Annotated in this window: 17 protein-coding genes; 15 read left to right on the forward strand and 2 right to left on the reverse strand. The window is 61.9% G+C overall.

Going from position 1 to position 25,091, the window contains the following annotated elements:
• Positions 1-40 precede the first annotated feature (40 nt).
• On the reverse strand, positions 41-1,621 hold the full coding sequence (locus QC815_RS12685) for a BCCT family transporter (RefSeq protein ID WP_230445731.1): 1,581 nt from the start codon (positions 1,619-1,621) through the stop codon (positions 41-43).
• Positions 1,622-1,864: 243 nt separating this feature from the next.
• Between QC815_RS12685 and fdhA the strand changes: the two genes are divergently transcribed.
• The 7 genes from fdhA (at position 1,865) to QC815_RS12720 (ending at position 12,574) form a co-directional block, all read left to right on the forward strand.
• Complete coding sequence (gene fdhA, locus QC815_RS12690; RefSeq protein ID WP_230445732.1) at positions 1,865-3,055, forward strand: formaldehyde dehydrogenase, glutathione-independent; 1,191 nt, start codon at positions 1,865-1,867, stop codon at positions 3,053-3,055.
• Between the two features lie 131 nt (positions 3,056-3,186).
• Positions 3,187-4,905: an NADH-ubiquinone oxidoreductase-F iron-sulfur binding region domain-containing protein gene (locus QC815_RS12695; protein WP_310540096.1), complete on the forward strand. Its 1,719-nt coding sequence runs from the start codon at positions 3,187-3,189 to the stop codon at positions 4,903-4,905.
• A 17-nt stretch (positions 4,906-4,922) separates the two neighbouring features.
• On the forward strand, positions 4,923-7,757 hold the full coding sequence (fdhF, locus tag QC815_RS12700; protein ID WP_422828722.1) for a formate dehydrogenase subunit alpha: 2,835 nt from the start codon (positions 4,923-4,925) through the stop codon (positions 7,755-7,757).
• 289 nt (positions 7,758-8,046) lie between these two features.
• Positions 8,047-9,186: an ABC transporter ATP-binding protein gene (locus QC815_RS12705; protein ID WP_230445735.1), complete on the forward strand. Its 1,140-nt coding sequence runs from the start codon at positions 8,047-8,049 to the stop codon at positions 9,184-9,186.
• Between the two features lie 79 nt (positions 9,187-9,265).
• Entirely contained in the window at positions 9,266-10,375 is a 1,110-nt protein-coding gene (locus QC815_RS12710; protein WP_310540099.1) for an extracellular solute-binding protein, read from the forward strand.
• Between the two features lie 90 nt (positions 10,376-10,465).
• Positions 10,466-11,719, forward strand: a complete 1,254-nt coding sequence (locus tag QC815_RS12715) for an ABC transporter permease (protein WP_230445737.1) — start codon at positions 10,466-10,468, stop codon at positions 11,717-11,719.
• A gap of 3 nt (positions 11,720-11,722) precedes the next feature.
• On the forward strand, positions 11,723-12,574 hold the full coding sequence (locus QC815_RS12720; RefSeq protein WP_230445738.1) for an ABC transporter permease: 852 nt from the start codon (positions 11,723-11,725) through the stop codon (positions 12,572-12,574).
• 69 nt (positions 12,575-12,643) lie between these two features.
• Here the strand turns inward: QC815_RS12720 and QC815_RS12725 are convergent, their stop codons facing one another.
• Positions 12,644-13,930, reverse strand: a complete 1,287-nt coding sequence (locus tag QC815_RS12725; protein WP_310540102.1) for an aromatic ring-hydroxylating oxygenase subunit alpha — start codon at positions 13,928-13,930, stop codon at positions 12,644-12,646.
• A 364-nt stretch (positions 13,931-14,294) separates the two neighbouring features.
• On the opposite strand from QC815_RS12725, the gene QC815_RS12730 reads away from it, so the two are divergent.
• The 8 genes from QC815_RS12730 to QC815_RS12765 all read left to right on the forward strand — a co-directional run bounded on the left by QC815_RS12730 (position 14,295) and on the right by QC815_RS12765 (position 24,949).
• The gene (locus QC815_RS12730; protein ID WP_230445740.1) at positions 14,295-15,401 is read left to right on the forward strand and encodes an FAD-binding oxidoreductase; all 1,107 of its coding nucleotides are present in this window, start codon (positions 14,295-14,297) and stop codon (positions 15,399-15,401) included.
• A gap of 352 nt (positions 15,402-15,753) precedes the next feature.
• Entirely contained in the window at positions 15,754-17,067 is a 1,314-nt protein-coding gene (gene glyA / locus QC815_RS12735; RefSeq protein ID WP_310540104.1) for a serine hydroxymethyltransferase, read from the forward strand.
• Positions 17,068-17,114: 47 nt separating this feature from the next.
• Complete coding sequence (locus QC815_RS12740; RefSeq protein ID WP_230445742.1) at positions 17,115-18,365, forward strand: sarcosine oxidase subunit beta family protein; 1,251 nt, start codon at positions 17,115-17,117, stop codon at positions 18,363-18,365.
• 11 nt (positions 18,366-18,376) lie between these two features.
• Positions 18,377-18,718, forward strand: coding sequence for a sarcosine oxidase subunit delta (locus QC815_RS12745; RefSeq protein ID WP_230445743.1), 342 nt, complete (start codon positions 18,377-18,379; stop codon positions 18,716-18,718).
• On the forward strand, positions 18,715-21,765 hold the full coding sequence (locus QC815_RS12750) for a sarcosine oxidase subunit alpha family protein (protein ID WP_310540107.1): 3,051 nt from the start codon (positions 18,715-18,717) through the stop codon (positions 21,763-21,765). The genes QC815_RS12745 and QC815_RS12750 overlap by 4 nt, the downstream gene beginning before the upstream one ends.
• Positions 21,758-22,393: a sarcosine oxidase subunit gamma gene (locus QC815_RS12755; protein WP_230445745.1), complete on the forward strand. Its 636-nt coding sequence runs from the start codon at positions 21,758-21,760 to the stop codon at positions 22,391-22,393. The genes QC815_RS12750 and QC815_RS12755 overlap by 8 nt, the downstream gene beginning before the upstream one ends.
• Positions 22,394-22,454: 61 nt before the next feature.
• The gene (purU, locus tag QC815_RS12760; RefSeq protein WP_230445746.1) at positions 22,455-23,321 is read left to right on the forward strand and encodes a formyltetrahydrofolate deformylase; all 867 of its coding nucleotides are present in this window, start codon (positions 22,455-22,457) and stop codon (positions 23,319-23,321) included.
• Between the two features lie 245 nt (positions 23,322-23,566).
• Positions 23,567-24,949: an L-serine ammonia-lyase gene (locus QC815_RS12765; RefSeq protein WP_230445747.1), complete on the forward strand. Its 1,383-nt coding sequence runs from the start codon at positions 23,567-23,569 to the stop codon at positions 24,947-24,949.
• Positions 24,950-25,091 lie beyond the last annotated feature (142 nt).

Genomic DNA, 25,091 nt, shown 5'->3' on the forward strand with positions numbered 1-25,091 from the left:
CGCCATGATAATGGCGCCCCGATAACAGCCGCTGCGCTGATCAGCGGGCAGGGGTGGGCACGGCGTTGAGCTCGCGCCACTCCTTGTGAAGCCCCATGTAAAGGCTGAAGCACATCACCAGCAGCACCAGTGTGAAGGGCAGACCGGTGGCGACGGCGCCGGCTTGCAGCGCGCTGAGTGCCGTGTTGCCGCCGCCGTACAGCAGCACGCCGGCGATCACGCCTTCAAGTGCGGCCCAGAATACCCGCTGGCCCTTGGGCGCATCGGTCTTGCCGCCGGCGGTGATGTTGTCGATGACCAGTGAGCCGGAGTCCGACGAGGTGATGAAGAACACCAGCACCAGAATAATCGCCAGCGTCGAGGTGATGCCGGTCAGTGGAAGCTGCTCGAGCATGTGGAACATGGCCAGCGAGACGTCGCCAATGCCGTTGGCCAGCTCGCCCACGCCGTTGGAGGCCTGGAAGAGTGCCGTGCCGCCAAAGGCGCTCATCCACACCAGCGTCACCACTGTGGGCACCAGCAGTACCGCGATCAGGAACTCACGCACCGTGCGGCCCCGGGAAACGCGGGCAATGAACATGCCGACGAACGGAGACCAGGAAATCCACCACGCCCAGTAGAAGATCGTCCAGCCGTGGTACCAGGTATCGTCCTCGCGGCCAATCCAGTTGGACAGCGGCAGCAAGTGGCCCACGTAGTCCAGCGCCGTGGTGCCGAACCCGGTCACGATCATCAGCGTCGGGCCCGCGATCACCACAAACAGCAATAGCAGTGCGGCGATGACCATGTTGATGTTCGAGAACAGCTTGACGCCGCCGTCGATGCCCCGCCATACCGAGAACAGCGCGATCACCGTCACGGCCACGATAATCGCCAATTGGGTGCCGATGGTGTTGGGAATGCCGAACAGATAGGCAAGCCCGCCCGCAGCCTGGGTGGCGCCAAAGCCAAGCGAGGTGGCCAGGCCAAAGATAGTGGCCAGCACGGCAAAGATATCGATGATATGCCCCGCCCAGCCACGGGTCCGCTCGCCCAGGATCGGGTAGAAAGCGGAGCGCAGCGTCAGCGGCATGCCCTTGTTATAGGCAAAGAAGGCCAGGGACAGGGCGACCACGCCGTAGATCGCCCAGGGGTGCAGGCCCCAGTGGAACATGGTCGCGCCCATGGCGGCGCTGGCGCCTTCCGGCGTTCCCGCCGGCGTATTCAGGGGCGTGCCGTACCAGTCGGTGTAGTAGGCCACGGGCTCGGCCACGCTCCAGAACATCAGGCCGATGCCCATGCCCGCCGCAAACAGCATGGCGAACCAGGAGGCGAGCGAGTATTCCGGCTTGGCATCCTTGCCGCCCAGGCGAATCCGCCCCAGCGGCAGGCAGATCAACACGAGGCAGAACACGACAAAGATGTTGCCCGCGATCATGAACAGCCAGTCGAAGTGCTCGATCGACCAGTTCTTGGCAAAGCCCAGATGACTGTTGGCAGCATCCGGGTAGATGAGCGCGTAAAGAATGAAGGCCAGAATGGCCAGCGCCGACAGCGGGAAAACGGGATTATGAAAATCCAGCCCCATTATCTGAGTGTTGTCCTGTCCTGGCGACAGGACCGGGTCGTCATTGTTGTTCATTGGGTTTCCTTGGTGGCTCTTGTTAGACATCGGCGAGGTGTCAGCGTCGCCGACCCTGCAAATTGTTGAGCCTGTTTCAGAACAACAGTGTCGTGAAAGCGACCCCTAGCTATTCGTCCTGACAGGGATGTCTCGAATAGATATGTGAGTGCCTTTTTGGAGTAAGTCCAGCGCCACGGACGGGCTAGGGTGGAAAAGCGCAATCCACCATTCGAGCAGAATAACAAACCACAGGAGCCAGCCATGAATGCAGCCAATCGCGGAGTGGTCTACAAAGGGCCGGGTGAAGTCGCCGTCGAGTCCATCGCCTATCCTGAGCTTGCTCTAGGCAATCGCAAATGCGAGCACGGCGTCATCCTCAAGGTCGTCACCACCAATATCTGCGGCAGCGACCAGCATATGGTGCGCGGCCGTACCACTGCCCAACCTGGCCTGGTACTCGGCCACGAGATCACCGGTATGGTGGTCGAGACCGGGCGCGACGTCGAGTTCATCAAGCCGGGCGACCTGGTCTCGGTGCCGTTCAATATTGCCTGCGGCCGCTGCCGCAACTGCAAGTCCGGCCAGACCGGGATCTGCCTCAACGTCAACCCGTCCCGCCCGGGCGCCGCCTACGGCTACGTGGACATGGGCGGCTGGGTCGGCGGTCAGACCGAATACGTCATGGTGCCCTACGCCGACTTTAACCTGCTGAAATTCCCGGACGCCGATCAGGCCATGGAGAAGATCAAGGACCTGACCCTGCTTTCCGATATCTTCCCCACCGGCTTCCACGGCTGCGTGACCGCCGGTGTCGGTCCGGGCAGCACCGTCTATATCGCCGGTGCCGGGCCCGTCGGGTTGGCGGCGGCGGTGTCCGCCCAGCTGCTGGGCGCGGCCTGTGTGATCGTCGGCGACATGATCGAAGAGCGCCTGGCCCAGGCCCGGAGCTTCGGCTGCGAGACGATCGACCTGACCCAGGACGGCGACATGGCCGACAAGATCGAGGTGATTCTCGGCGAGCGCGAGGTCGATGCCTTTGTCGACTGCGTCGGCTTTGAAGCTCACGCTTGCGGCTGCAACCACGGCAAGGAAGCGCCTGCCACGGTGCTCAACTCGGCGATGTCGCTGACCCGCGCGGGCGGCCAGATCGGTATTCCCGGCCTCTACGTGACCGAAGACCCCGGTTCGGAAGACGAGGCGGCCAAGCAGGGTGCCCTGAGCATGCGCTTTGGTCTCGGCTGGGCCAAATCCCACAGTTTCCATACCGGTCAGTGTCCGGTAATGAAGTACCATCGCCCGCTGATGCAGGCTATTCTGTTTGGCAAGGTCAACATCGCCGATGCGGTCAATGTCCAGATGATCAACCTGGATCAGGCGCCTCAGGGCTATGCCGACTTCGACGGCGGTGCGGCCAAGAAATTCGTCATCGATCCCCATGGCAGCGTGGCCTGATAACTGAGCAACCGATTAGTATCGCCTGTTTCCGCCTGAGGACAGGTTAGTGAGACCCTAGACGGCGCCCCGCGGGGTGCCGTCTTCGTTCCTCCGTTAAAAAAAGCCGTATAGCTAATAATGAGTGACCCATGACCGTCCAGACCGTGACCCCCAAGCGCCCCTTCCGCGGCAAGCCTCGCGGCCGTGACCTCGATCCCATCCGCCTTGAGGGCTTGCGCGACCTGCTGGGCGACGAGCGCCAGGACGCCACGCTGCGCCGCCGCGACCTGCTGATCGAACACCTTCACGTCATTCAGGATGTTCGGGGCCATCTGCTGCTGGCGGATCTGCGCGCCCTGGCGACCTACATGAACCTGCCCATGGCCGCCGTCTACGAGACCGCTACCTTCTACGCCCACTTCGACGTCATCCATGACGACCAGCAGGTGCCGCCTGCGGTGACCATTCGCGTCTGCGATTCCCTGTCCTGCCAGCTGGCCGGTGCCGAGGCGCTCAAGGCACAGCTTGAAGCCGACGTGGATGTCGAGCAGGTGCGGGTGCTGCGGGCGCCCTGCATGGGCCGCTGCGACACGGCACCGGTGGCCGAGGTGGGGCACTATCATGTGCCGTTCGCCACCCAGGCACGCGTCGCGTCGGTGATCGAGGAAGCACACTTTCACCCGGATCCCGTCGTCTGGCAGCGACTGGACGACTATCGCCGCGAAGACGGTTTCGCCCTGCTGCAAGCCTGTCGCGAGGGCGAGGTCACGGTGGAGGCGCTGATGGACGCAATGCAGCAGGCCAATCTGCGCGGTCTGGGCGGTGCGGGGTTCCCGACCTTCAAGAAGTGGTACTTCGTGCGCCAGGAGGCCGGTCCCCGCTACTGCGCCATCAACGCCGACGAGGGCGAGCCTGGCACCTTCAAGGACCGCTATTACCTGGAGCGCTCGCCCCACCAGTTTCTGGAAGGGGCGCTGGTCAGCGCTTGGGCGGTCGACGCCGAGGCACTGTATATCTACCTGCGCGATGAGTATCCGGCCTTGCATGGCGTGCTGCGCGAGGCCATTGGCGAGCTCGAGGCGGCGGGCCTGGTGGCGCCTGGCTATATCGTGCTGCGGCGCGGTGCGGGGGCTTACATCTGCGGTGAAGAGTCGGCGATGATCGAGTCCCTGGAAGGCAAGCCGGGCAAGCCCCGCCATCGCCCGCCGTTCGTCGCCCAGCGGGGGCTCTTCGATCAGCCGACGCTGGTCAATAACGTCGAGACCGTCTACTGGATCCCGATGATCTGGCAGCGCGGCGCGGAGGCCTTTGCAAGCCAGGGTCGCCATGGCCGGGTGGGGGTGCGCAGCTTCTCGGTCTCGGGTCGGGTCAAGCACCCCGGCGTGTATCTGGCACCGGCGGGGATCACCTTAAACGAGCTGATTGACGAGTACTGCGGCGGCATGGCCGACGGCCATCGACTGGTCGCCTATCTACCCGGCGGCGCATCGGGCGGCATTCTGCCCGCAGCCAAGGCCGATATCCCCCTCGACTTTGACACCCTCCAGGAGCACGGCTGCTTTATTGGCTCCGCCGCGGTGATCGTGCTTTCCGACCAGGACGATCTGCGCGGGGTCGCGACCAATCTGCTGGCGTTCTTTGCCGACGAATCCTGTGGTCAGTGCACGCCCTGCCGGGTGGGCACGGAAAAGATGCTCACCCTGCTCGAACGCAACGAGTGGGACGCCGGGCTGATGACGCAGCTCTCACAGGTGATGGTGGACGCCTCCATCTGCGGGCTTGGCCAGGCGGCGCCCAATCCGGTGCTGGGGCTGCTCAAGGATTTTCGCGGCGAGCTTGCCGCCCAGAACGTCATCGTCAAGGGGTAGGGGAGATGAACATGAGCATGAGCGAACAGACGCTAGGTACAAGCTTCACGCTGACGCTGGACGGTGTTGACGTCAGCGCCTATCCCGGCGAAAGCCTCTGGCAGGTCGCCAAGCGCGCCGGCGAAACCATTCCCCACCTGTGTTTCAAGGACGCCAGCGGCTACCGCGCCGACGGTAACTGCCGCGCCTGCATGGTGGAAATCGAGGGCGAGCGGGCGTTGGCCGCCAGCTGTCTGCGCGAAGCAGCGCCCGGCATGGTGGTCAATAGCGCCCACTCCGAGCGTGCGCATACCGCCCGCAAGATGGTCATGGAAATGCTGGTGGTCGACCAGCCCGAGCGGGAAGAAAGCCCCGACCGGGCCAGCCATTTCTGGGACATGGCGAACCAGCTGGCCATCGATGCCACCGAGGTGCGCCGCAAGCTGCCCAGGCGAGACGAGCGCGAGGCGCCCACCGTGCACCATGTGGCGTCCCGGGCGGGCAGCCTGGTGCAGGACAGCAGTCACTCCGCCATGCGCGTCAACCTTGACGCCTGCATCGAGTGCAACCTGTGCGTGCGCGCCTGCCGGGAGGTTCAGGTCAACGACGTGATCGGCTTGGCGAACCGCGGCGCGGCGTCCAAGATCGTTTTCGACTTCGACGACCCCATGGGGGATAGCACCTGCGTGGCCTGCGGCGAGTGCGTTCAGGCCTGCCCCACCGGTGCGCTGATGCCCGCCACCGTGGTCGATGAGGCGGGCCGCGGTGATTCTACCGCCGCCGACCACAAGGTCGATTCGGTGTGCCCCTACTGCGGGGTGGGCTGCCAGCTCACCTACCATATCAAGGACGACGAGATCCTGTATGTGGAAGGTCGCGAAGGCCCCTCCAACCAGAACCGGCTATGTGTCAAAGGGCGCTTCGGCTATGACTATCCACGCCATCCGTCGCGGCTGATTACCCCGCTGATTCGTCGTGAGGGCGTGGCCAAGGGCATCGACCCGGACTTTGATCCGGCCAAGCCGCTAACGCATTTCCGCGAGGCGAGCTGGGACGAAGCGCTGGAAATCGCCGCCGGCGGGCTTGTGGACCTTAAAGCGGCCCATGGCCCTGGCGCTCTGGCCGGTTTCGGCAGCGCCAAGTGCTCCAACGAAGAGGCGTGGCTGTTCCAGAAGCTGGTGCGCACCGGCTTTGGCTCCAACCACGTCGATCACTGTACTCGTTTGTGTCACGCAAGCTCGGTGGCGGCATTGATGGAGTGCATCGGTTCAGGCTCGGTCACCGCCTCCTTCATGCAGGCCGAGCAGGCCGACGTGGTGATCCTTACCGGCTGCAACCCGGCGGTGAACCACCCGGTGGCGGCCACTTTCTTCAAGCAGGCTGCCAAGCGCGGCACCAAGATCGTGATCCTTGACCCTCGCGGTCAGTCACTGGATGCCTATGCCCACCTGAGCGTGCGCTTCTCGCCGGGCGCCGACGTGGCCCTGTTCAACGCCATGCTCAATGTGGTGATCAGCGAAGGGCTGTATGACGCGGCCTATATCGCCGAGCATACCGAAGGCTTCGAGGCGCTTAAAACGCACACCGTGGACATGACCCCGGAAGCGATGAGCGGGCTGTGCGGTGTCGAACCCGAGACCATCCGCGAGGTGGCCAGGCTCTACGCCAACGCCGAGCGGGCGATGATCTTCTGGGGCATGGGCATTTCCCAACATACCCATGGTACCGACAACGCCCGCTGTCTGATTTCGCTGGCTCTGGCCTGTGGTCAGACCGGGCGCCCCGGCACCGGCCTGCACCCATTACGTGGGCAGAACAACGTTCAGGGGGCGTCTGATGCCGGGCTGATCCCCATGGTGATGCCCGACTATCAGCCGGTCAGCGATGCCCAGGTACGCGCCGCCTTCGAGGAGCTGTGGAATACCAAGCTCGACCCGGAGCCGGGGCTCACCGTGGTGGAAATCATGGACGCCATCGCCGCAGGCACCATTCGCGGCATGTATATCCAGGGCGAAAACCCGGCGATGTCCGACCCGGACCTCGACCACGCGCGGGCCGCCCTGGCCAAGCTGGAGCACCTGGTGGTGCAGGACCTCTTCGTCACCGAGACCGCCCAGTTTGCCGATGTCATCCTGCCGGCCTCCGCCTGGCCCGAGAAGGACGGCACCGTTACCAACACCAATCGACAGGTGCAGATGGGGCGTGCGGCGTTGCCGCTACCGGGCCAGGCCAAGCCGGATTGGTGGATTATCCAGGAAATCGCCAAACGCTTTGGTCTGGACTGGAATTACCAGCATCCACGGGACGTCTTCGCCGAGATGAAACAAGGCATGACCTCTCTCGACCATATTTCCTGGGAGCGTTTGGAGCGTGAGCAGTCGGTGACCTATCCCTGCCCAGCGGAGGACGCGCCGGGGCACGACGTGGTCTTCAGCGATGCCTTCCCCACCGCCAGCGGTCGGGCGACGTTCGCACCCACACGCCCACTGCCCCCGGATGAGCCGGTGGACAACGACTACCCGACAGTATTGACCACCGGGCGTCAGTTGGAGCACTGGCATACCGGTTCCATGACCCGGCGTGCCAAGGTGCTCGACGACCTGGAGCCGGAAGCCGTGGCCAGCCTGGCGCCCGCTGAGTTTATCCGCCTGGGTATTGCCCCGGGCGATGATTTGACCATCGCCACCCGGCGAGGATCCATCACCCTCAAGGCGAGAACCGACCCGGGCATGCCCGAGGGTATGGTGTTCGTGCCTTTCTGTTACGGTGAAGCAGCGGCGAATCTACTCACCAACCCGGCGCTGGATCCGTTCGGGAAAATTCCCGAGTTCAAGTACGCCGCCTGCCGCTTGAGCCGTTCGAACGTGGCCTGATCGGTTACCGCTCCCACCCCCCGCCCATGGAGGAAGCCTCCATGGGCGTTTTCATTTCCAGGCATCATTACCCCGCTTCCTTAGTTGACGTTGCTGCGCCTGTGACAGGTTGATATTCAACGCTAATTGTCCCCTGGAAAATTGTAATGCGATGTAATCCAGCTTTATGGTCGTTACCCAGCATTAGCAAAAAAATATAAATCAACAGGGTTCCAGAGGGTGCGTGGGGTCAGGTGTGTGGCGTCGTGCACTGACCCTGGCGCAACGGAACGTTTAACGGGGAATGTGCATGAACGAAACCCTTGCAGACGCTGGGGAGGCGGCGGCAACGACGGAAGCGCCGTCGATTTTTGCCCGCTTCGTCAATGTCCAGAAGAGCTATGACGGTGTCGAACTGGTCGTCAAGGACTTCAATCTTGATATCCGCAAGGGTGAATTCGTCACCCTGCTGGGGCCTTCGGGCTCCGGAAAGACCACCTGCCTGATGATGATGGCGGGCTTCGAAACCCCCACCCACGGTGAGATTCTCCTCAAAGACGAGCCGATCAATGGCTTGCCCCCGCACAAGCGCGGCATCGGCATGGTCTTTCAGAACTATGCGCTGTTTCCGCACATGACGGTGGCCGAGAACCTTGCCTTCCCGCTCGAGGTGCGCCATCTCAGCAAGGCGGAGATCAACGAAAAAGTCGCCAAGGCACTGGCTATGGTGCGCCTGGAAGAGTTTGGCGACCGCCGCCCGGCGCAGCTCTCTGGCGGCCAGCAGCAGCGCGTGGCCTTGGCTCGTGCGCTGGTCTTCGAGCCTGAGCTGGTGCTGATGGACGAGCCGCTGGGCGCGCTGGACAAGAATCTTCGCGAAGAGATGCAGTACGAGATCAAGCGCATTCACGCCCGCCTCGGGGTGACCATGATCTACGTCACCCACGACCAGACCGAGGCACTGACCATGTCCGACCGCATAGCGGTCTTCAACGACGGCATTGTGCAGCAGCTGGCCTCGCCGGATGAGCTCTACGAACGGCCGGAGAACGCTTTCGTTGCCTATTTTATTGGCGAAAACAACCGGCTGGTTGGCGAGATCAGTGAGCGCCTTGGTGATAACTGCAAGGTGCGCCTGGATAGCGGCGACACGGTGGTTGCCAAAGCGGTGGCGGTGAGCGGCGCGGGCTCGCGGACGACGCTGTCGCTTCGCCCCGAGCGGGTCAGCATCCTGGCGGACGATGCCGACGGCGCACAGTTCGACAATCAGTTTACCGCCACGGTGCAGGAAGTTATCTACCTTGGCGACCATCTGCGCACGCGGGTGTCGGTGTGCGGTAACGATGACTTCATCTTGAAGACGCCCAACGCCCAAGGGTGTGGGGTGATGCGCCCCGGCCAGCAGATCCAGGTCGGCTGGTCGAGCGCCGATTGCCGCGCGCTGGATGCATGAGCCGGACGGCAGTCAAGTGCGCCGTTTATCGGCACCCCATGGTGTCGGCGGCGATGGCAACAATTAACGGAGAATAATCATGAAAACCAGCATCAACAATCGCATTGTCAAGACCGGTGTCGCTGCCCTGGGGGTCTCGGCACTGGCCGTGGCGGTCAGCGCCCATGCCCAGCAGACGCTGAACATTGTGTCCTGGGGCGGTGCCTATAGCATGAGCCAGCACGAGGCCTACGATAAGCCGTGGATGGAGAAGACCGGCGACGAGATCGTCAATATCGACCGCAGCGGTAATGCCCTGGCCGGACTGCGCGCGCAGTCACAAGCCGGCAACGTGACCTGGGATCTGGTCGACATGCTCCCCGCCGATGCCATGATCGCCTGTGCCGAAGGGCTTATCGAGCGGCTCGACCACGATGAACTTCTGGCCGACGCGCCGGATGGCACGCCGCCCAGCGAGGACTTCGTCGACGGTGCCTTGGGTGACTGTTTCGTGGCTTCCATCGTCTATTCCAATATCGTCGCCTTCAACAGCGAGATGTTCCCCGAGGACGACCAGCCCAGCACCATCGAAGATGTCTTCGACCTGGAAAACTATCCCGGCAAGCGGGCGCTGCTGCGCAAACCGATCAACAACATGGAATGGGCCTTGATCGCCGACGGCGTCGATCGTGATGACGTCTACGCCATGCTCGAGACCGAAGAAGGCGTGCAGCGTGCCTTCGCCAAGCTGGATACCATCAAGGATGAAGTCATCTGGTGGGAAGAGGGCGCCCAGCCGCCTCAGCTGCTGGCCGATCAGGAAGTCGCCTTTGCCTCTGCCTACAATGGCCGTATCTTCAATGCCATGGTGACGGAAGACCAGCCCTTCGAAATCATCTGGGATGCGCAGGTGTTCGAGCTGGATGGCTGGGTGGTACCCACCGGCAAGCTCGACAAGGTGAGTGATTACCTCCATTTCGCCACCGATACCCAGCGCCTCGCCGATCAGGCCCAGTACATCTCCTATGGCCCGGCGCGCAAGTCTTCCTCTGAACTGGTCTCCACCCATGCCGACACCGGCATCGAGATGACGCCGCACATGCCGACCTACGGCCCGAACTTCGCAACGGCGCTGCAAAAAGACGACCTGTTCTGGGCCGACTACAACGATGAGCTGACCCAGCGCTTCAACGCCTGGCTGTCCCAGTAAGGCGCTGCCGCCGCCCGGTGATCATCGGGCGGCGGCCTGCCGATAGCCGATCGTTGCTGATCGCTTCTTTCGCCTGACGGAGATACCCACGTGTCCGAACCGCCTGCAGCTCCTCTGACAACGGCCGATGGTGTGCCGCTCAAGGTCAGTCTGCGTCGTGCCGTGCGACGCTCGAAAATCAAGGCGCTGTTGCTGGTGGCGCCGCTCCTGACATTCCTGTTCATCGCCTTTCTGATGCCCTTGGTCGAAATGCTCTGGCGCAGTGTCGATAACCCGGAAGTGTCTACCCATTTATCCCGCACCGTTTCCGCCCTGGAAGGCTGGAACGGTGAGTCGTTACCCGATGAAGCTGCCTTTGCCGCTTTGGCCGAGGATCTCCGCGAAGGCCAGCAGGAACGCAATCTGGGGCTTCTGTCCAGCCGACTGAACTACGAAAAGTCGGGCATGCGATCGACCATCAGCCGCACGGCGCGCCGTGTCGGTACTCTGGAACCCCCCTACCGCGAGTCGCTCATCGAGGTCAACGATACCTGGGGAGAGCTCGATACCTGGAAGCTGATCCAGCGCGAGGCGTCTCCATACACGATGTCGTATTATCTGGCAGCGGTTGATCGCCAGTTGAGTCCGGACGGTGAGATCGTCAAGGTTCCGGAGTACATGCAAATCCACGCCACGCTGTTTTGGCGAACGCTGTGGATGAGCGCGGTCATCACGGGGCTGACGCTGGTGCTCGGTTTTCCGGTGGCCTTCCTGCTGGCGAATCTGCCGATGCGTCACTCCAACCTGCTGATGATTCTGGTACTGCTGCCGTTCTGGACCTCGCTGCTGGTGCGCACCACCACCTGGATCGCCATCCTGCAGTCCCAGGGCGTGCTCAATGACGTCATGGTGGCCCTCGGCGTGGTCGCCGATGAGGCGCGCTGGCAGATGATTCACAACAAGACGGGCACGATCATTGCCATGACGCATATCTTGCTGCCGTTCATGATTCTGCCGCTCTACTCGGTGATGAAGACCATCCCGCCCAGCTACATGCGGGCCGCCCGCTCGTTGGGGGGCAAGCCGTTTCTGAGCTTCCGCCGGGTCTATTTACCGCTGACGATTCCGGGTATTGCCGCCGGCGGTATTCTGGTGTTCATCCTGTCGATCGGTTACTACATCACGCCAGCGTTGGTGGGCGGGCAGTCGGGGCGCTTCATCACCAATTACATCGCCTACCATATGCAGACATCGCTCAATTGGGGACTGGCGGCCGCGATTGCCTCCATCCTGCTGTTCGTGGTGATTATCTGTTACCTGGTGTTCAATCGTCTGATCGGCGTCGACAAGGTCAAGCTGGGGTAAATCATGGCCATTCCTTCCTACGCCACCCGTGGCGAGCGCATCTGGCACTATGTCTTTCTGGTTATCTGCGGCCTGGTCTTTCTGTTCCTGATCGGGCCGCTACTGGTGATCATACCGCTGTCCTTCAATGCGGAGCCCTACTTTACCTTCAGCAAGGAAATGCTGACCTTCGACCCGGCCGGTTATTCGTTGCGCTGGTATCAGGATTTCTTTACCTCGAGCGAGTGGCTCAATGCCATCAAGAACAGCTTCATTATCGGTATCGCATCGACGTTGCTGGCCACGGTGCTGGGGACGGTGGCGGCGCTGGGGCTGACGAGTCGGCACATGCCGGCGCGTGGCGCGATCATGGCGCTGTTGATTTCGCCGATGATCGTGCCGTTGATCATTTCCGCGGCGGCGATGTTCTTCTTCTTTTCCAAGGTCAATCTCGCCCAGACCTACGTAGGCGTGATCCTGGCCCACACGGCGCTGGGCATTCCCTTCGTGGTCATCACCGTGACGGCCACGCTATCGAGCTTCGACACCACGCTGATCCGCGCCGCGCATAGCCTCGGCGCCAATCCCACGCGGACCTTCTTCAAGGTGGTGCTGCCGCTGGTCACGCCAGGGGTGGTGTCGGGGGCGCTGTTCGCCTTCATTACGTCCTTCGACGAGGTAGTGGTGGTGCTGTTCATTGCAGGGCCTGAGCAGCGCACCATGCCGATCCAGATGTGGTCGGGCATTCGCGAGCAGATCAGCCCGACGATCCTTGCGGTGGCCACGCTACTGGTGCTGCTGTCGATGCTGCTGCTCACCACTCTGGAGCTGTTACGCCGTCGCGGCGAGCGGCTTCGGGGCGTCACCCCGGGGTAAGCAAAAACAAAAAAAGGGGAGGCCAAGCCTCCCCTGTCTATCTAGCGCGTGGTTGATCGCAGTACCTGGCTAGCCTTGAGCCAGCTTCAGCGAGGGGGCGTCATGCTGCAGATTCTCGAGCATGCGCTTGGCGTACCAGTCGACAAAGTCAATAACGCCAAACTCGTAGGTCTCGGAGTAGGGGCCGGGCTGGTAAGCCTTGGAGTTGATACCGCGCTGGTTCTCCTCGGCCAGTTGGCGATCCTGGTCGTTGGTGGCATCCCATACGCGGCGAAGCTCTTCGGGGTCGTAGTCGACACCCTCTTCGGCGTCCTTGCGCACCAGCCATTTGGTGGTCACCAGGGTTTGCTGCGGGCCAAGCGGCAACACGCGGAACACGACGGCGTGGTCGCCCATGAAATGGTTCCATGAGTTGGGCAGGTGCAGGATGCGCAGGGAGCCCATGTCGGGGCTTTTCAGGCGGCCCATCAGCTTCTTGCAACCGGGCTGGCCGTCCATGGTCATGGATACGATGCCATCCAGCAGCGGCGTGCGGGTCAGACGGTTCTGCTGACCATGCCGCGTCAGCTGGTAGGGCACCTGCTCCTCATCCCAGTCCGCCTGCTTGCGGGCCACCAGCGCCTTGTAGGCGGGCGTGGCGCGCGGGTCGTCAGTGTCATCGAATTCCTGCAGCGAGTTCAGCAGCTCGGGGTGGGCGCCGTTGCAGTGATAGCACTCGCGGTTGTTTTCGATGACCAGCTTCCAGTTGGCCTGCTCGACGATACTGGACTCGGTGGCGACCTTGACGTTGTCCATCTGGTAAGGCTCGAGGTAATGCTCGAGCGTTGTCAGAAAGTCGTCAATCGCGGGCGGTTCATCGCTCAGGTTGATAAAGATGAAGCCGCCGGCGGTACGCACGTTGACCGGCTTGAGGCCAAACTGCTTGAGGTCGAAGTCAGTGCCCATGTCGCTGCCGGCAAACAGCAATCGACCATCAAGTTCGTAGGTCCACTGGTGGTAGGGGCAGACGAGCTTTGCCACCTTGCCTTTATCTTTGACGCAAAGACGCGACCCGCGGTGGCGGCAGACATTGTGAAACGCATGGATGGCGCCTTCATTGCCACGCACGATGACAATGGGATTGTCACCGATATCCAATGTCATGAAATTGCCCTTGGCCGGGATTTCGCACGTCATGCCGGCAAACAGCCACTCTTTCTCGAAGACCTCCTGCATATCAAGCGCGAACAGACGGGCATCATTGTAAAACGGCTGCGGAAGCGAAAAGGTACGCGCTCTTTCCTGCAGCATCTGAGCCGTGGACTCACGCGCCGCAGCGAGTGGGTCGTCCATCCGATTAGAAACACTTTTTTCCATTACCAGTATCCTCGTAAACCTCCGCTCCCCCCTCAAAGGGCTGCGAATCGGCCGATAGTCAAGATTGCGTATCTTGTTGTTCTGTTCCGTAACCTGGCGCTTGATGCAAATGTGGCCCGACGACAGGAACCGATTGTGTTGCAGGTGCCTCCCTGCCAGTTATCTACCCGCGACATCAGGTGGCGTCGTGGCGACTAAAACAGAGGTTTCTAAACGATAAAGAGGGGCACGAGGTAAGTGCGAGTCGCTGTGAGGCAAGTCGGTCGGCAGGCGCGTCCCCAAAATGCAGCTCAAAGGTGCCGACCGTATCGCAGAGACGGTTCGGTGATGCATGGTGATGAAGGCTGTTCAGGCAGAGGCGACAATGACAACTAATTTCTTCAACCCGGTCACGACCCAAACCTGGACCAACGGCCGCCACCAGGTGCGGTGCGTCAAGATCATCCAGGAAACCCAGGATGTGCGCACATTCTGCTTCATGGCCGAGCAGCCCGTGCTGTTCTTCTTCAAGCCCGGTCAGTTCGTGACCCTGGAGCTTGAGATCGATAACCAGCCGATCATGCGCTCCTACACGATTTCCAGCTCGCCTTCGATTCCCTACAGCTTTTCCATTACCGTCAAGCAGGTGCCGGGCGGCAAGGTCTCCAACTGGCTGCACGCCAACCTGAAGGTGGGTGACGAACTGGTCGTGCACGGGCCGGTGGGTAACTTCAACTCCATCGATTACCCCGCCGAGAAAGTGCTGTTCCTCTCGGGCGGCGTGGGCATTACGCCCTTGATGTCCATGACGCGCTGGCTTTTCGATACCAACGCTGCGGTCGACGTCGAGTTCATTCACAGCGCCCGTGCGCCCCGGGATGTGATTTATCACCGCGAGCTGGTGCATATGTTCTCGCGCATCCCCGAGTTCAAGCTGCATATCATCTGCGAGAGCAAGGAAGATATCGGCGAAGCCTGGGCCGGCTACCGGGGCTACCTCACCCAGCCGCTGTTCGAGCTGATGGTGCCGGACTTCATGGAGCGGGAGATCTTCTGCTGCGGCCCGACCCCTTACATGAACGCCATCAAGAATATTCTGCGCAGCAACAACTTCGACATGGATCACTACCATGAAGAGTCGTTTGGCGCCACGCCGGTCGAGGTGCGCGAGGATGTGCGCGAGTTGGCCGAACAGGCCGAGGTCGAAGCCGAAAACGTCGATACCCGCGACCTGCACAGCATCGAGTTTGCGTCCACGGGCAAAAGTGTCCGCATCCAGCCCGAAGAGACGGTTCACTCGGCGGCAGCGAAGCTTGGCCTGCATATTCCCAAGGCCTGCGGTATGGGGATTTGCGGCACGTGCCGGGTAGCCCTCAAGTCCGGTGAAGTGGAGATGGAGCATAACGGCGGCATCACGGAAGAAGATATCGAAGAAGGCTACATTCTGTCGTGCTGCAGTCGGCCTAAGGGCAATCTGGTGGTGGATTTCTAGCCCTGCAGGGATATGGCGAGCCAGGTTCAAGCGCCCTAAACGGCTACTGTCCGTCTAGGGCGCTTTGCTTTTCGGGCGGTGCGGCATCCGCCGGAATGCCGGGTGTGTCCGCGCTGCTGGCGGTGCCTGAGCGGCGGCTTCTGGAGCGCTCTTTGCCATGCCGCTGGCTAAATCTTGCCGATGTCGCAAATGCATCGAGTGGTGACGTCGGCAAGCATCTTGGGGCCGGACACCAACGATAGTATCGCGGTAATAACGCGTTGATAGGGACTTGGGTTGATCGCGACCGGGGTTCATCAGCATCAAGAGTATATTCAGCACTTAACAAAAAGTGACTCATCAGGAGGCGCTAATGCTTCAAGATAATTTTTCCCCCAATGCTCGCCTGGCCCATTACGACAGCTTGCTCGCCGAGGCAATCGCTGAAGAAACGGATCGCCAGGAAGCGCATATCGAGTTGATCGCCTCCGAAAACTATACCAGCAAGCTTGTCATGGAAGCACAGGGCACCCAGCTGACCAACAAGTATGCGGAAGGTTACCCTGGTCGCCGTTATTACGGCGGGTGCGAGTTCGTTGACAAGGTCGAAGCCCTGGCTATCGAGCGCGCCTGTGACCTGTTCAGCGCCAATTACGCCAACGTGCAGCCGCATTCCGGCGCCCAGGCCAATGCGGCGGTGTTCATGGCGCTGGTCTCGCCCGGCGACACAGTGCTGGGCATGAGCCTCGCCCACGGCGGGCACTTGACCCACGGTGCCGCGCCCAACTTCTCGGGCAAGCACTACAACGCCGTGCAGTACGGCCTCAAGCCGGAAACCGGCGAGATCGACTACAAAGAAATGGAGCGCCTGGCGCGCGAGCATCAGCCGAAGATGATCATTGCCGGGTTCTCGGCCTATTCGCGCGTGGTGGACTGGCGGCGTTTCCGCACCATCGCCGACGAGGTGGGGGCTTACCTGCTGGTCGATATGGCGCACATTGCCGGTCTGGTGGCTGCTGGTCTCTATCCAAGCCCGCTTCCCTATGCCCATGTGGTGACGACCACCACCCACAAGACGCTGCGTGGTCCGCGGGGTGGTCTGATCCTCTCCGCCGATGGCGACGAAGCGCTGTACAAGAAGTTGAACGGCGCGGTCTTCCCGGGCCAGCAGGGCGGCCCGCTGATGCATGTCATCGCCGCCAAGGCGGTGGCCTTCAAGGAGGCCATGAACCAGGAGTTCGTGCGCTACCAGCAGCAGGTGATCGACAACGCCCAGGCCATGGCCACGGTGTTCATGGAGCGTGGCTACGACGTGGTATCCGGCGGTACCGACGACCACCTCTTCCTGGTCTCGCTGATTCGCCAGGGCGTCACGGGTAAAAATGCGGATGCGGCCCTGGGGCGTGCGCATATCACCGTCAACAAGAACACGGTGCCCAACGATCCCCAGAGCCCCTTCGTGACCTCCGGTCTGCGTCTCGGCACCCCGGCGGTGACCACGCGCGGCTTTGATGCCGAGGAGTGTGGCGAGCTGGCTGGGTGGATCTGCGACATCCTGGACGAGCTGGCAATCGGGCACGATACCGATGCCATTGAAGCCGAGGTGCGCGCCAAGGTGTCCGAGGTGTGTGCCCGCCATCCGGTCTACGGCGCCGCCGTCGCTGAAACCGTCGAATCCATTGCTTGAATTGGCTTGCCGGCAGGGCCCGGCGCGGCTGAACTGAGGAGACATCTATGCAACGCTATTCCGGCTTCGGCCTGGTCAAGCACGCGCTGAGCCACCACGAGAATTGGGAGCGCCAGTGGCGTAATCCCACGCCGAAGAAGCAGTACGATGTGATCATCGTCGGCGGTGGTGGCCATGGCCTGGCCACGGCCTACTATCTTGCCAAGGAGTTCGGCGTCAAGAACGTGGCGGTGATCGAGAAAGGCTGGCTGGGCGGCGGCAACACCGCCCGTAATACCACCATCGTACGTTCCAACTATCTGTGGGACGAATCGGCCGCGCTTTACGAACACGCCATGAAGCTGTGGGAAGGGCTTTCCCAGGACCTGAACTACAACGTCATGTTCTCCCAGCGGGGGGTGCTCAACCTGGGGCATACCCTGCAGGACATGCGCGATATTCAGCGCCGCGTCAACGCCAACCGCCTGAACGGTATCGACGGCGAAGTGCTGGATGCCCAGGGTGTTCAGTCGCTGGTGCCGATCATGGACTGTTCCAAGAACGCTCGCTACCCGGTGATGGGCGCCTCCTGGCAGCCACGTGCCGGCGTGGCGCGCCACGATGCGGTGGCCTGGGGCTATGCCCGCGGCGCCGATGCCCACGGCGTGGACATTCTGCAGCAGACCGAAGTCACTGGCTTCAAGATTCGTGACGGCCAGATCTACGGCGTACACACCAACCGTGGCGATATTGAGGCCAAGACCGTGGGCTGCGTGACCGCCGGCAACTCAAGCGTGCTCGCCAAGATGGGAGGCTTCAATCTGCCGGTGGAATCCCACCCGCTGCAGGCGCTGGTGTCCGAACCGATCAAGCCGGTACTCGATACGGTGGTGATGTCCAACCAGGTGCATGGCTATATCAGTCAGTCCGACAAGGGCGACCTGGTCATCGGCGCAGGCATCGACGGCTACAACGGCTATGGCCAGCGCGGTAGCTACCCCACCGTGGAGCACACGCTCCAGGCGATCGTCGAGATGTTCCCGATCTTCTCGCGGGTGCGCATGAACCGCCAGTGGGGCGGTATCGTCGACACCTGCCCGGATGCCTGTCCGATCATCTCCAAGACACCGGTGAAAGGTCTGTACTTCAACTGCGGTTGGGGCACCGGCGGCTTCAAGGCGACGCCGGGATCGGGGCACGTGTTTGCCGCCAGCCTGGCCAAGGGGGAAATGCACCCCATCGCCGAGCCGTTCTCCATGTTCCGCTTCCACAGCGGTGCGCTGATCGACGAGCACGGCGCTGCCGGCGTGGCCCACTAAGGAGTATCCGCATGTTTTATATCTATTGCCCCTACTGCGGCGAACACCGTGAGGAAGAGGAATTTCACCCCAAGGGCCAGGCGCATCTCGAGCGACCCAAGGAGCCCGAGGCGTGCAGTGACGAGGAATGGGGCGACTACCTGTTTTTCCGCGATAACCCCCGTGGCGTGCACCATGAGATGTGGGTGCACGCGGTGGGTTGCCGCAAGTTTTTCAACATGACGCGTCACACCGTGAGCTACGAGATTCTCGAGACCTACAAAATGGGCGAGCAGCCGTCGATTACCGCCGACAGCCAGAACCAGCCTCGCGAGGCCGCCGCGGTAAGCCACAAAGAAGGAGTGCGGGCATGAGCCAGTCCAAGCAACAAGTGTACCGCCTTAACACGGGCGGCCGTATCGACCGCTCCCGCACGTTGAGCTTCACCTTCAACGGCGAGCGTTACCAAGGGCATCCGGGGGACACCCTGGCCTCGGCGCTGCTGGCCAACGGCGTGGATATCGTCAACCGCAGCTTTAAATACTCGCGCCCCCGCGGCATCGTCGCCGCCGGTGCCGAAGAACCCAATGCCATCGTACAGCTGGGCAGCAGTGAAGCTGGCCAGGTGCCCAACGTACGCGCCACCCAGCAGGCGCTGTATGACGGCCTGGCCGCCAGCAGCACCAACGGCTGGCCGAACGTCCAGCGCGACCTGATGGGCTTGGTCGGCAAGCTGGGCGGGCAGTTCATGCCGCCGGGCTTTTACTACAAGACCTTCATGGCGCCGGCCTCGATGTGGCTGACCTACGAGAAGTACATCCGCAAGGCGGCGGGGCTGGGTCGCAGCCCCATGGAAACCGATCCGGACAGCTACGATCACTTCAATCAGCACTGCGACGTGCTGGTCGTCGGCGCAGGCGCTGCAGGCCTGGCGGCGGCGCTGGCCGCCGCGCGCAGCGGCGCCCGGGTGATGGTGGCCGACGAGCAGGAAGAAATGGGCGGCTCGCTGCTGGCCAGCCGCGAAACCCTGGAAGGCAAGCCGGCGGATCAGTGGGTGGCCCGGGTGCTGGACGAGTTGGCCGGCTACGACAACGTCACGCTGCTGCCGCGTACCACGGCCAACGGCTACCACGATCACAATTTCGTCACCCTGCATGAGCGGCGCACCGAGCACCTGGGCGATACGGCGCCGGTGGAAAACGGCCACCGTCAGGTACGCGCGCGCCTGCACCGGGTGCGTGCCGGCCAGGTGATCCTGTCCACGGGCGCCCACGAGCGGCCGCTGGTTTACGCGGGCAATGATGTGCCGGGCAACCTGCTGGCCGGCGCCGTGTCGACCTATATTCGCCGCTACGGCGTAGCGCCGGGCCGTAAGCTGGTGCTCTCCACCAGCAACGACTATGGCTACCGCGCTGCCCTGGACTGGAAAGAGGCCGGCTGTGAGGTCGTCGCTATCGTGGACGCCCGCGAGGCGCCGACGGGCGACTGGGTCGATGCCGCCCGCGCCCAGGGTATCAAGATCATTGCCGGCAGTGCCGTTATCGAAGCGAAGGGCAGCAATCGGGTGACCGGCGCACGGGTCGCCAAGATCGATATTGACGCGTTCAATGTCAGCGGTCCGGTTCAGGAACTGGCCTGCGACACCATTGCCAGCTCCGGCGGTTACAGCCCGGTGATCCACCTGGCGTCCCACACCGGTGCGCGGCCAACCTGGCGCGACGATATTCTCGGCTTCGTACCGGGGCTGGTGAAGGGCGTGCAGGCGTGTGGCGGTGCCAACGGCTGCTACGCGCTGGCTGACGTGCTTGCCGAAGGCGTCGAAGCGGGCATCAAGGCGGCCGCCGCCATGGGGCATGCCGCCCAGACGGTCAGCCTGCCGAGCGCTGAGCACCTTCAGCAAGGGCCTGCGGTAGCCCTTTTCCAGGTGCCCCACGAGAAGCCCACGCTGCGCGGCCCCAAGCAGTTCGTCGACCTGCAGAACGACGTCACCGCCGCGGGCATCGAGCTTGCGACCCGGGAAGGCTTCGAGTCCATCGAGCACATCAAGCGCTACACCGCGATGGGCTTTGGTACGGATCAGGGCAAGCTTGGCAACATCAACGGCATGGCGATTGCCGCTCGTTGTCTGAATCGCTCGATTCCCGAGGTGGGCACCACGGTGTTCCGCCCTAACTACACCCCGATCACCTTCGGCGCCATCGTTGGTCGCCACTGCCGTGACCTGTTCGACCCTGAGCGCTACACCGCGCTGCACCAGTGGCACGTGGAGCGCGGCGCCGAGTTCGAGGACGTCGGCCAGTGGAAGCGCCCCTGGTACTACCCGCAGAAGGTGAGCGGCAAGACCGAAACCATGCACGAAGCGGTGGCCCGCGAGTGCCTGGCGGTGCGCGAGAAAGTCGGTATCCTCGATGCCTCGACGCTTGGCAAGATCGATATCCAGGGGCCTGATGCGCGTGAGTTCCTGGCGCGGGTCTATACCAACAAGTGGGAAAAACTGGCGGTTGGCCGGTGTCGTTACGGCCTGATGTGCAAGGACGACGGCATGGTCACCGATGACGGTGTAACCAGCTGTCTCGCCGACAACCACTTCTTGATGACCACTACCACCGGCGGCGCTGCGGCGATCCTCGAGTGGCTGGAGTTGTGGCATCAGACCGAATGGCCGGAACTGGACGTGTATTTTTCCTCGGTGACCGACCACTGGGCGACCATGACGGTCACCGGACCCGACGCGCGCAAGCTGCTTGGCGAGATCACGGATATCGACCTGGATCGCGACAGCTTCAAGTTCATGGACTGGCGTTCCGGGAAAGTGGCGGGGGTGCCTGCACGGGTCTTTCGCATTTCCTTTACCGGCGAGCTGACCTTCGAGATCAACGTCCAGGCCAACTACGCGATGCACGTGTGGCAGACCCTGTTCAAGCACGGCGAGAAGTACGACCTGACGCCCTACGGCACCGAGACCATGCACGTCCTGCGCGCTGAAAAGGGCTTCATCATCGTGGGTCAGGAAACCGACGGCTCGGTCACCCCGGAAGATTTGGGGATGCACTGGTGTGTCGGCTACGACAAGCCCTACTCATGGATCGGCAAGCGCGCCCTGACGCGTTCCGACACCAAGCGCGAGAATCGCAAGCAGTTGGTGGGCCTCAAGCCCAAGGATCCCAAGGTAGTCCTTGAAGAGGGGGCCCAGATCGTCCTCGATCCCAAGCACGCCATTCCCATGCCCATGGTGGGGCACGTGACCTCCAGCTACTACAGTCCGATCCTGGACTCTGGGTTTGCGCTGGCGGTGGTCAAGGGTGGCCATCAGAAACTGGGCGAGACGGTCTACCTGCCCATGGCGGACGGCCAGACCTTCGAGGCCGAAATCGTCAGTACCATTTTCTACGATCCCAAGGGAGAGCGCCAGAATGTCTAACGCGGCCACCTTCGATACCCGTACCGATACCGCTATCCCGGTAGAATCTCCGCTGGCCTACAGCTATCGGAACAGCGGCGCTCCACGGGCCGGCGGCGCAAGCCGGCTCCAGCTGCGCGAGCGGGCAATGCAGGGGCATTTGATCCTGCGTGGCGGCGCCATCGTGCTCGATGAGGCGGTGCGCGACGTGCTGGGCCTCAACCTGCCCGGCCAGCCCCAGACGCTGGTGCAGGACGCAAGCGGCGAGCGCTCCATTCAGTGGCTTTCCCCGGACGAATGGCTGGTGATCGTGCCCGGCGGCGAGGAGTTTCCGCTGGAGACCAAGCTGCGCGAGCACCTGGGCAGCGCTCACTTCGCGATCAGCGACGTCAGCGGCGGCCAGACTCTGGTCGAACTTTCCGGTGAGGCGGCCCGCGAGCTGCTGATGAAAACGGTGATCTACGACGTCCATCCCAGCCACTTCCCGGTGGGCAAGGGGGTCACGACGGTCTTCGCCAAGGCGACCACCATTATTCGCCGTCCCAGCGAAGACCGTTGGGAGCTGGTGATCCGGCGCAGCTTTGCCGATTACTGCTACCGCTGGTTGCTGGATGCCGGGGCAGAATACAACATCAACGTACAACAATAAGCGGGTCGGCCGGACTGTGTTCCGGCCGTTATTACCTGCCGCTAACCGAGATGCATGCACCATGAGCCGAATGAGTGATACCTGGATACTTGCCGCCCAATGCCCGAGCCGTCTGGGCACGGTGGACGTCGTTACACGCTTTCTCAAAGAGCAGGCGTGCTACATCACCGAACTCAACTCTTTCGACGATCGGCTCGGCGGGCGCTTCTTCATTCGCGCCGAGTTCCGCCCAGAACGTGACGCGTTCGACGAATCGCTCTTCCATGCGGATTTTGCCGCGCGGGCGGACGAATTCGGCATGCAGTTCGAGCTGACACCGCCCGGCAAGCGTACGGGTACCGTGATTCTTGTCTCGAAGGCGGATCACTGCCTGAATGATCTGCTCTACCGCTATCGTACCGGGCAGTTGCCCATCGATATCCGGGCCATCATTTCCAATCATCCGGATCTTGAGCCGCTGGCCACATGGCACGGCCTGCCTTATCACTATCTACCCATCAGCCCCGAGACGAAACTGCAGCAAGAGGCTCAGGTGCGCGACATTATCGCGGAAACCGACGCCGAGCTGGTGGTGCTGGCAAGGTACATGCAGGTGCTGTCGCCTGGCATGTGCGAGCTGCTGGCCGGTCGGGCGATCAATATCCACCATTCGCTGCTGCCAGGCTTCAAGGGCGCCAAGCCCTATCATCAGGCCTACGAGAAAGGGGTCAAGCTGGTCGGCGCCACGGCGCACTACATCAATAACGACCTCGACGAAGGGCCGATTATTGCACAGGGCGTCGAGCCCGTGGACCATACCCATTATCCCGAGGATCTGGTCGCCAAGGGACGTGATATCGAATGTCTCACCCTGGCCAGGGCGGTCAGCTATCATCTGGAACGCCGGGTCTTCTTTTACGCCGGGCGTACCGTCGTATTCAGCAATTAAATAACGAATAAGCGCTGTCAAAAAAGCGCGTTTCATGATCGGGTGACGGCAACCGCTAACAGACGCTGGCTAGCGTTAACTACCCCTTTGCTTGGCTAAAAAGACGGATCAGCAACGATAGACGTCACTGGGCGGTAACTGCCCATAACGTCGTTGTCGTTATGGTCATGTCAAACACTCAATAACTTATAAAACGTTTCAGGCCATGCCTGAGGTTACCTGTTTCTACGATAAGAGGTGTTCCAATGCCTATCAGTGTCTTCGACCTTTTCAAGATTGGTGTAGGCCCCTCCAGTTCCCATACCGTCGGGCCCATGCAGGCGGCGTTCAACTATGTCGCCACGCTGCGCGAACACCGTCTGATGGATCAGGTGGCGCGTCTGGAAGTGCATCTTTACGGGTCGCTGTCCGCGACGGGGGTTGGGCACGCCACCGATCATGCGATCATCATGGGGCTGATGGGGGAGCGCCCCGATAGGATCGATCCCTCGATCATCAATCCAGCCATCCAGGCACTGAAAGAAAGCCAGATCCTGCCGTTGGGTCGAGAAAAAGACGTCCAGTTCGACTGGAAGCAGGATCTTTATTTTCATGAAGAGAGCCTACCTCACCACCCTAATGCCATGAAGCTGGCCGCTTTTACGCATCAGGGCCAATTGGTCTATGAAAACACCTACTATTCGGTGGGGGGGGGCTTTGTCGTCGAACAGGCCCAGGTGGATATGCCGCTGGACGATCTGGGGGGCGTCACCCTGCCGTACAACTTCGACACTGCGGAAGAACTCCTGGCGCTGTGTAAAGACAACCAGCTGAGCGTCAGCCGGTTGATGCTGGAAAACGAAAAAGTCTGGCGCACGGAAGAAGAGGTCAGAGACGAGCTGTGGCGTATCTGGCAGGTCATGTGCGAATGCGTCGACAATGGACTGACGCATGAGGGGATTCTGCCGGGGGGCTTGAACGTCAAGCGGCGTGCCAAGCTGCTTCACCAGCGGCTTGAGGCGGCGGAACAGAATGAGTGCCTGATCGCCTCGACGTTTTCCGCCATGGAGTGGGTAAACATCTTTGCCCTTGCCGTCAACGAAGAAAACGCCGCAGGCGGTCGCATGGTCACCGCGCCCACCAACGGCGCTGCGGGCATCATCCCCGCCGTCCTGCACTACTACATGAAATTCCAGGCCAACGCCTGTGAGAAAAACGTGGTGGACTTCTTGCTGGCGGCAGGCGCCATCGGCATTCTCTGCAAGAAAAATGCCTCGATCTCCGGCGCCGAAGTCGGCTGCCAGGGAGAGGTGGGCTCGGCGTGCGCCATGGCAGCCGCCGGCCTGGCGGATGTCATGGGAGGAACCCCTGAGCAGGTGGAGCATGCCGCCGAAATCGGCCTGGAGCATAACCTGGGCTTGACCTGCGACCCCGTTGGCGGACTGGTGCAGGTGCCCTGTATCGAGCGCAACGCCATTGCCACCATCAAGGCCATCAATGCCGCTCAGATGGCCCTGCACGGCGATGGCACGCATTTCATCTCGCTGGATAAGGTCATCCGTACCATGCGCGATACCGGTCGAGACATGCTGGACAAGTATAAGGAGACCTCCAAGGGTGGCCTCGCCGTCAATGCCATCGAGTGCTAAGCCGCTCAGCTCTGGGAGGTGTCGATAGCACCCCTCCCGACGTTGCCGGTTTCGCCGCTTTCGGGGTGTCGTTATGTCAGCCGGGCTTAGGCCACCAAGCATGCGCAACGTCAATGCGCCTAAGCCTGCATTTGCAGCGCGT

Origin of the sequence: Vreelandella gomseomensis (assembly GCF_031451645.1) — a bacterium.
GTDB lineage: Bacteria > Pseudomonadota > Gammaproteobacteria > Pseudomonadales > Halomonadaceae > Vreelandella > Vreelandella gomseomensis.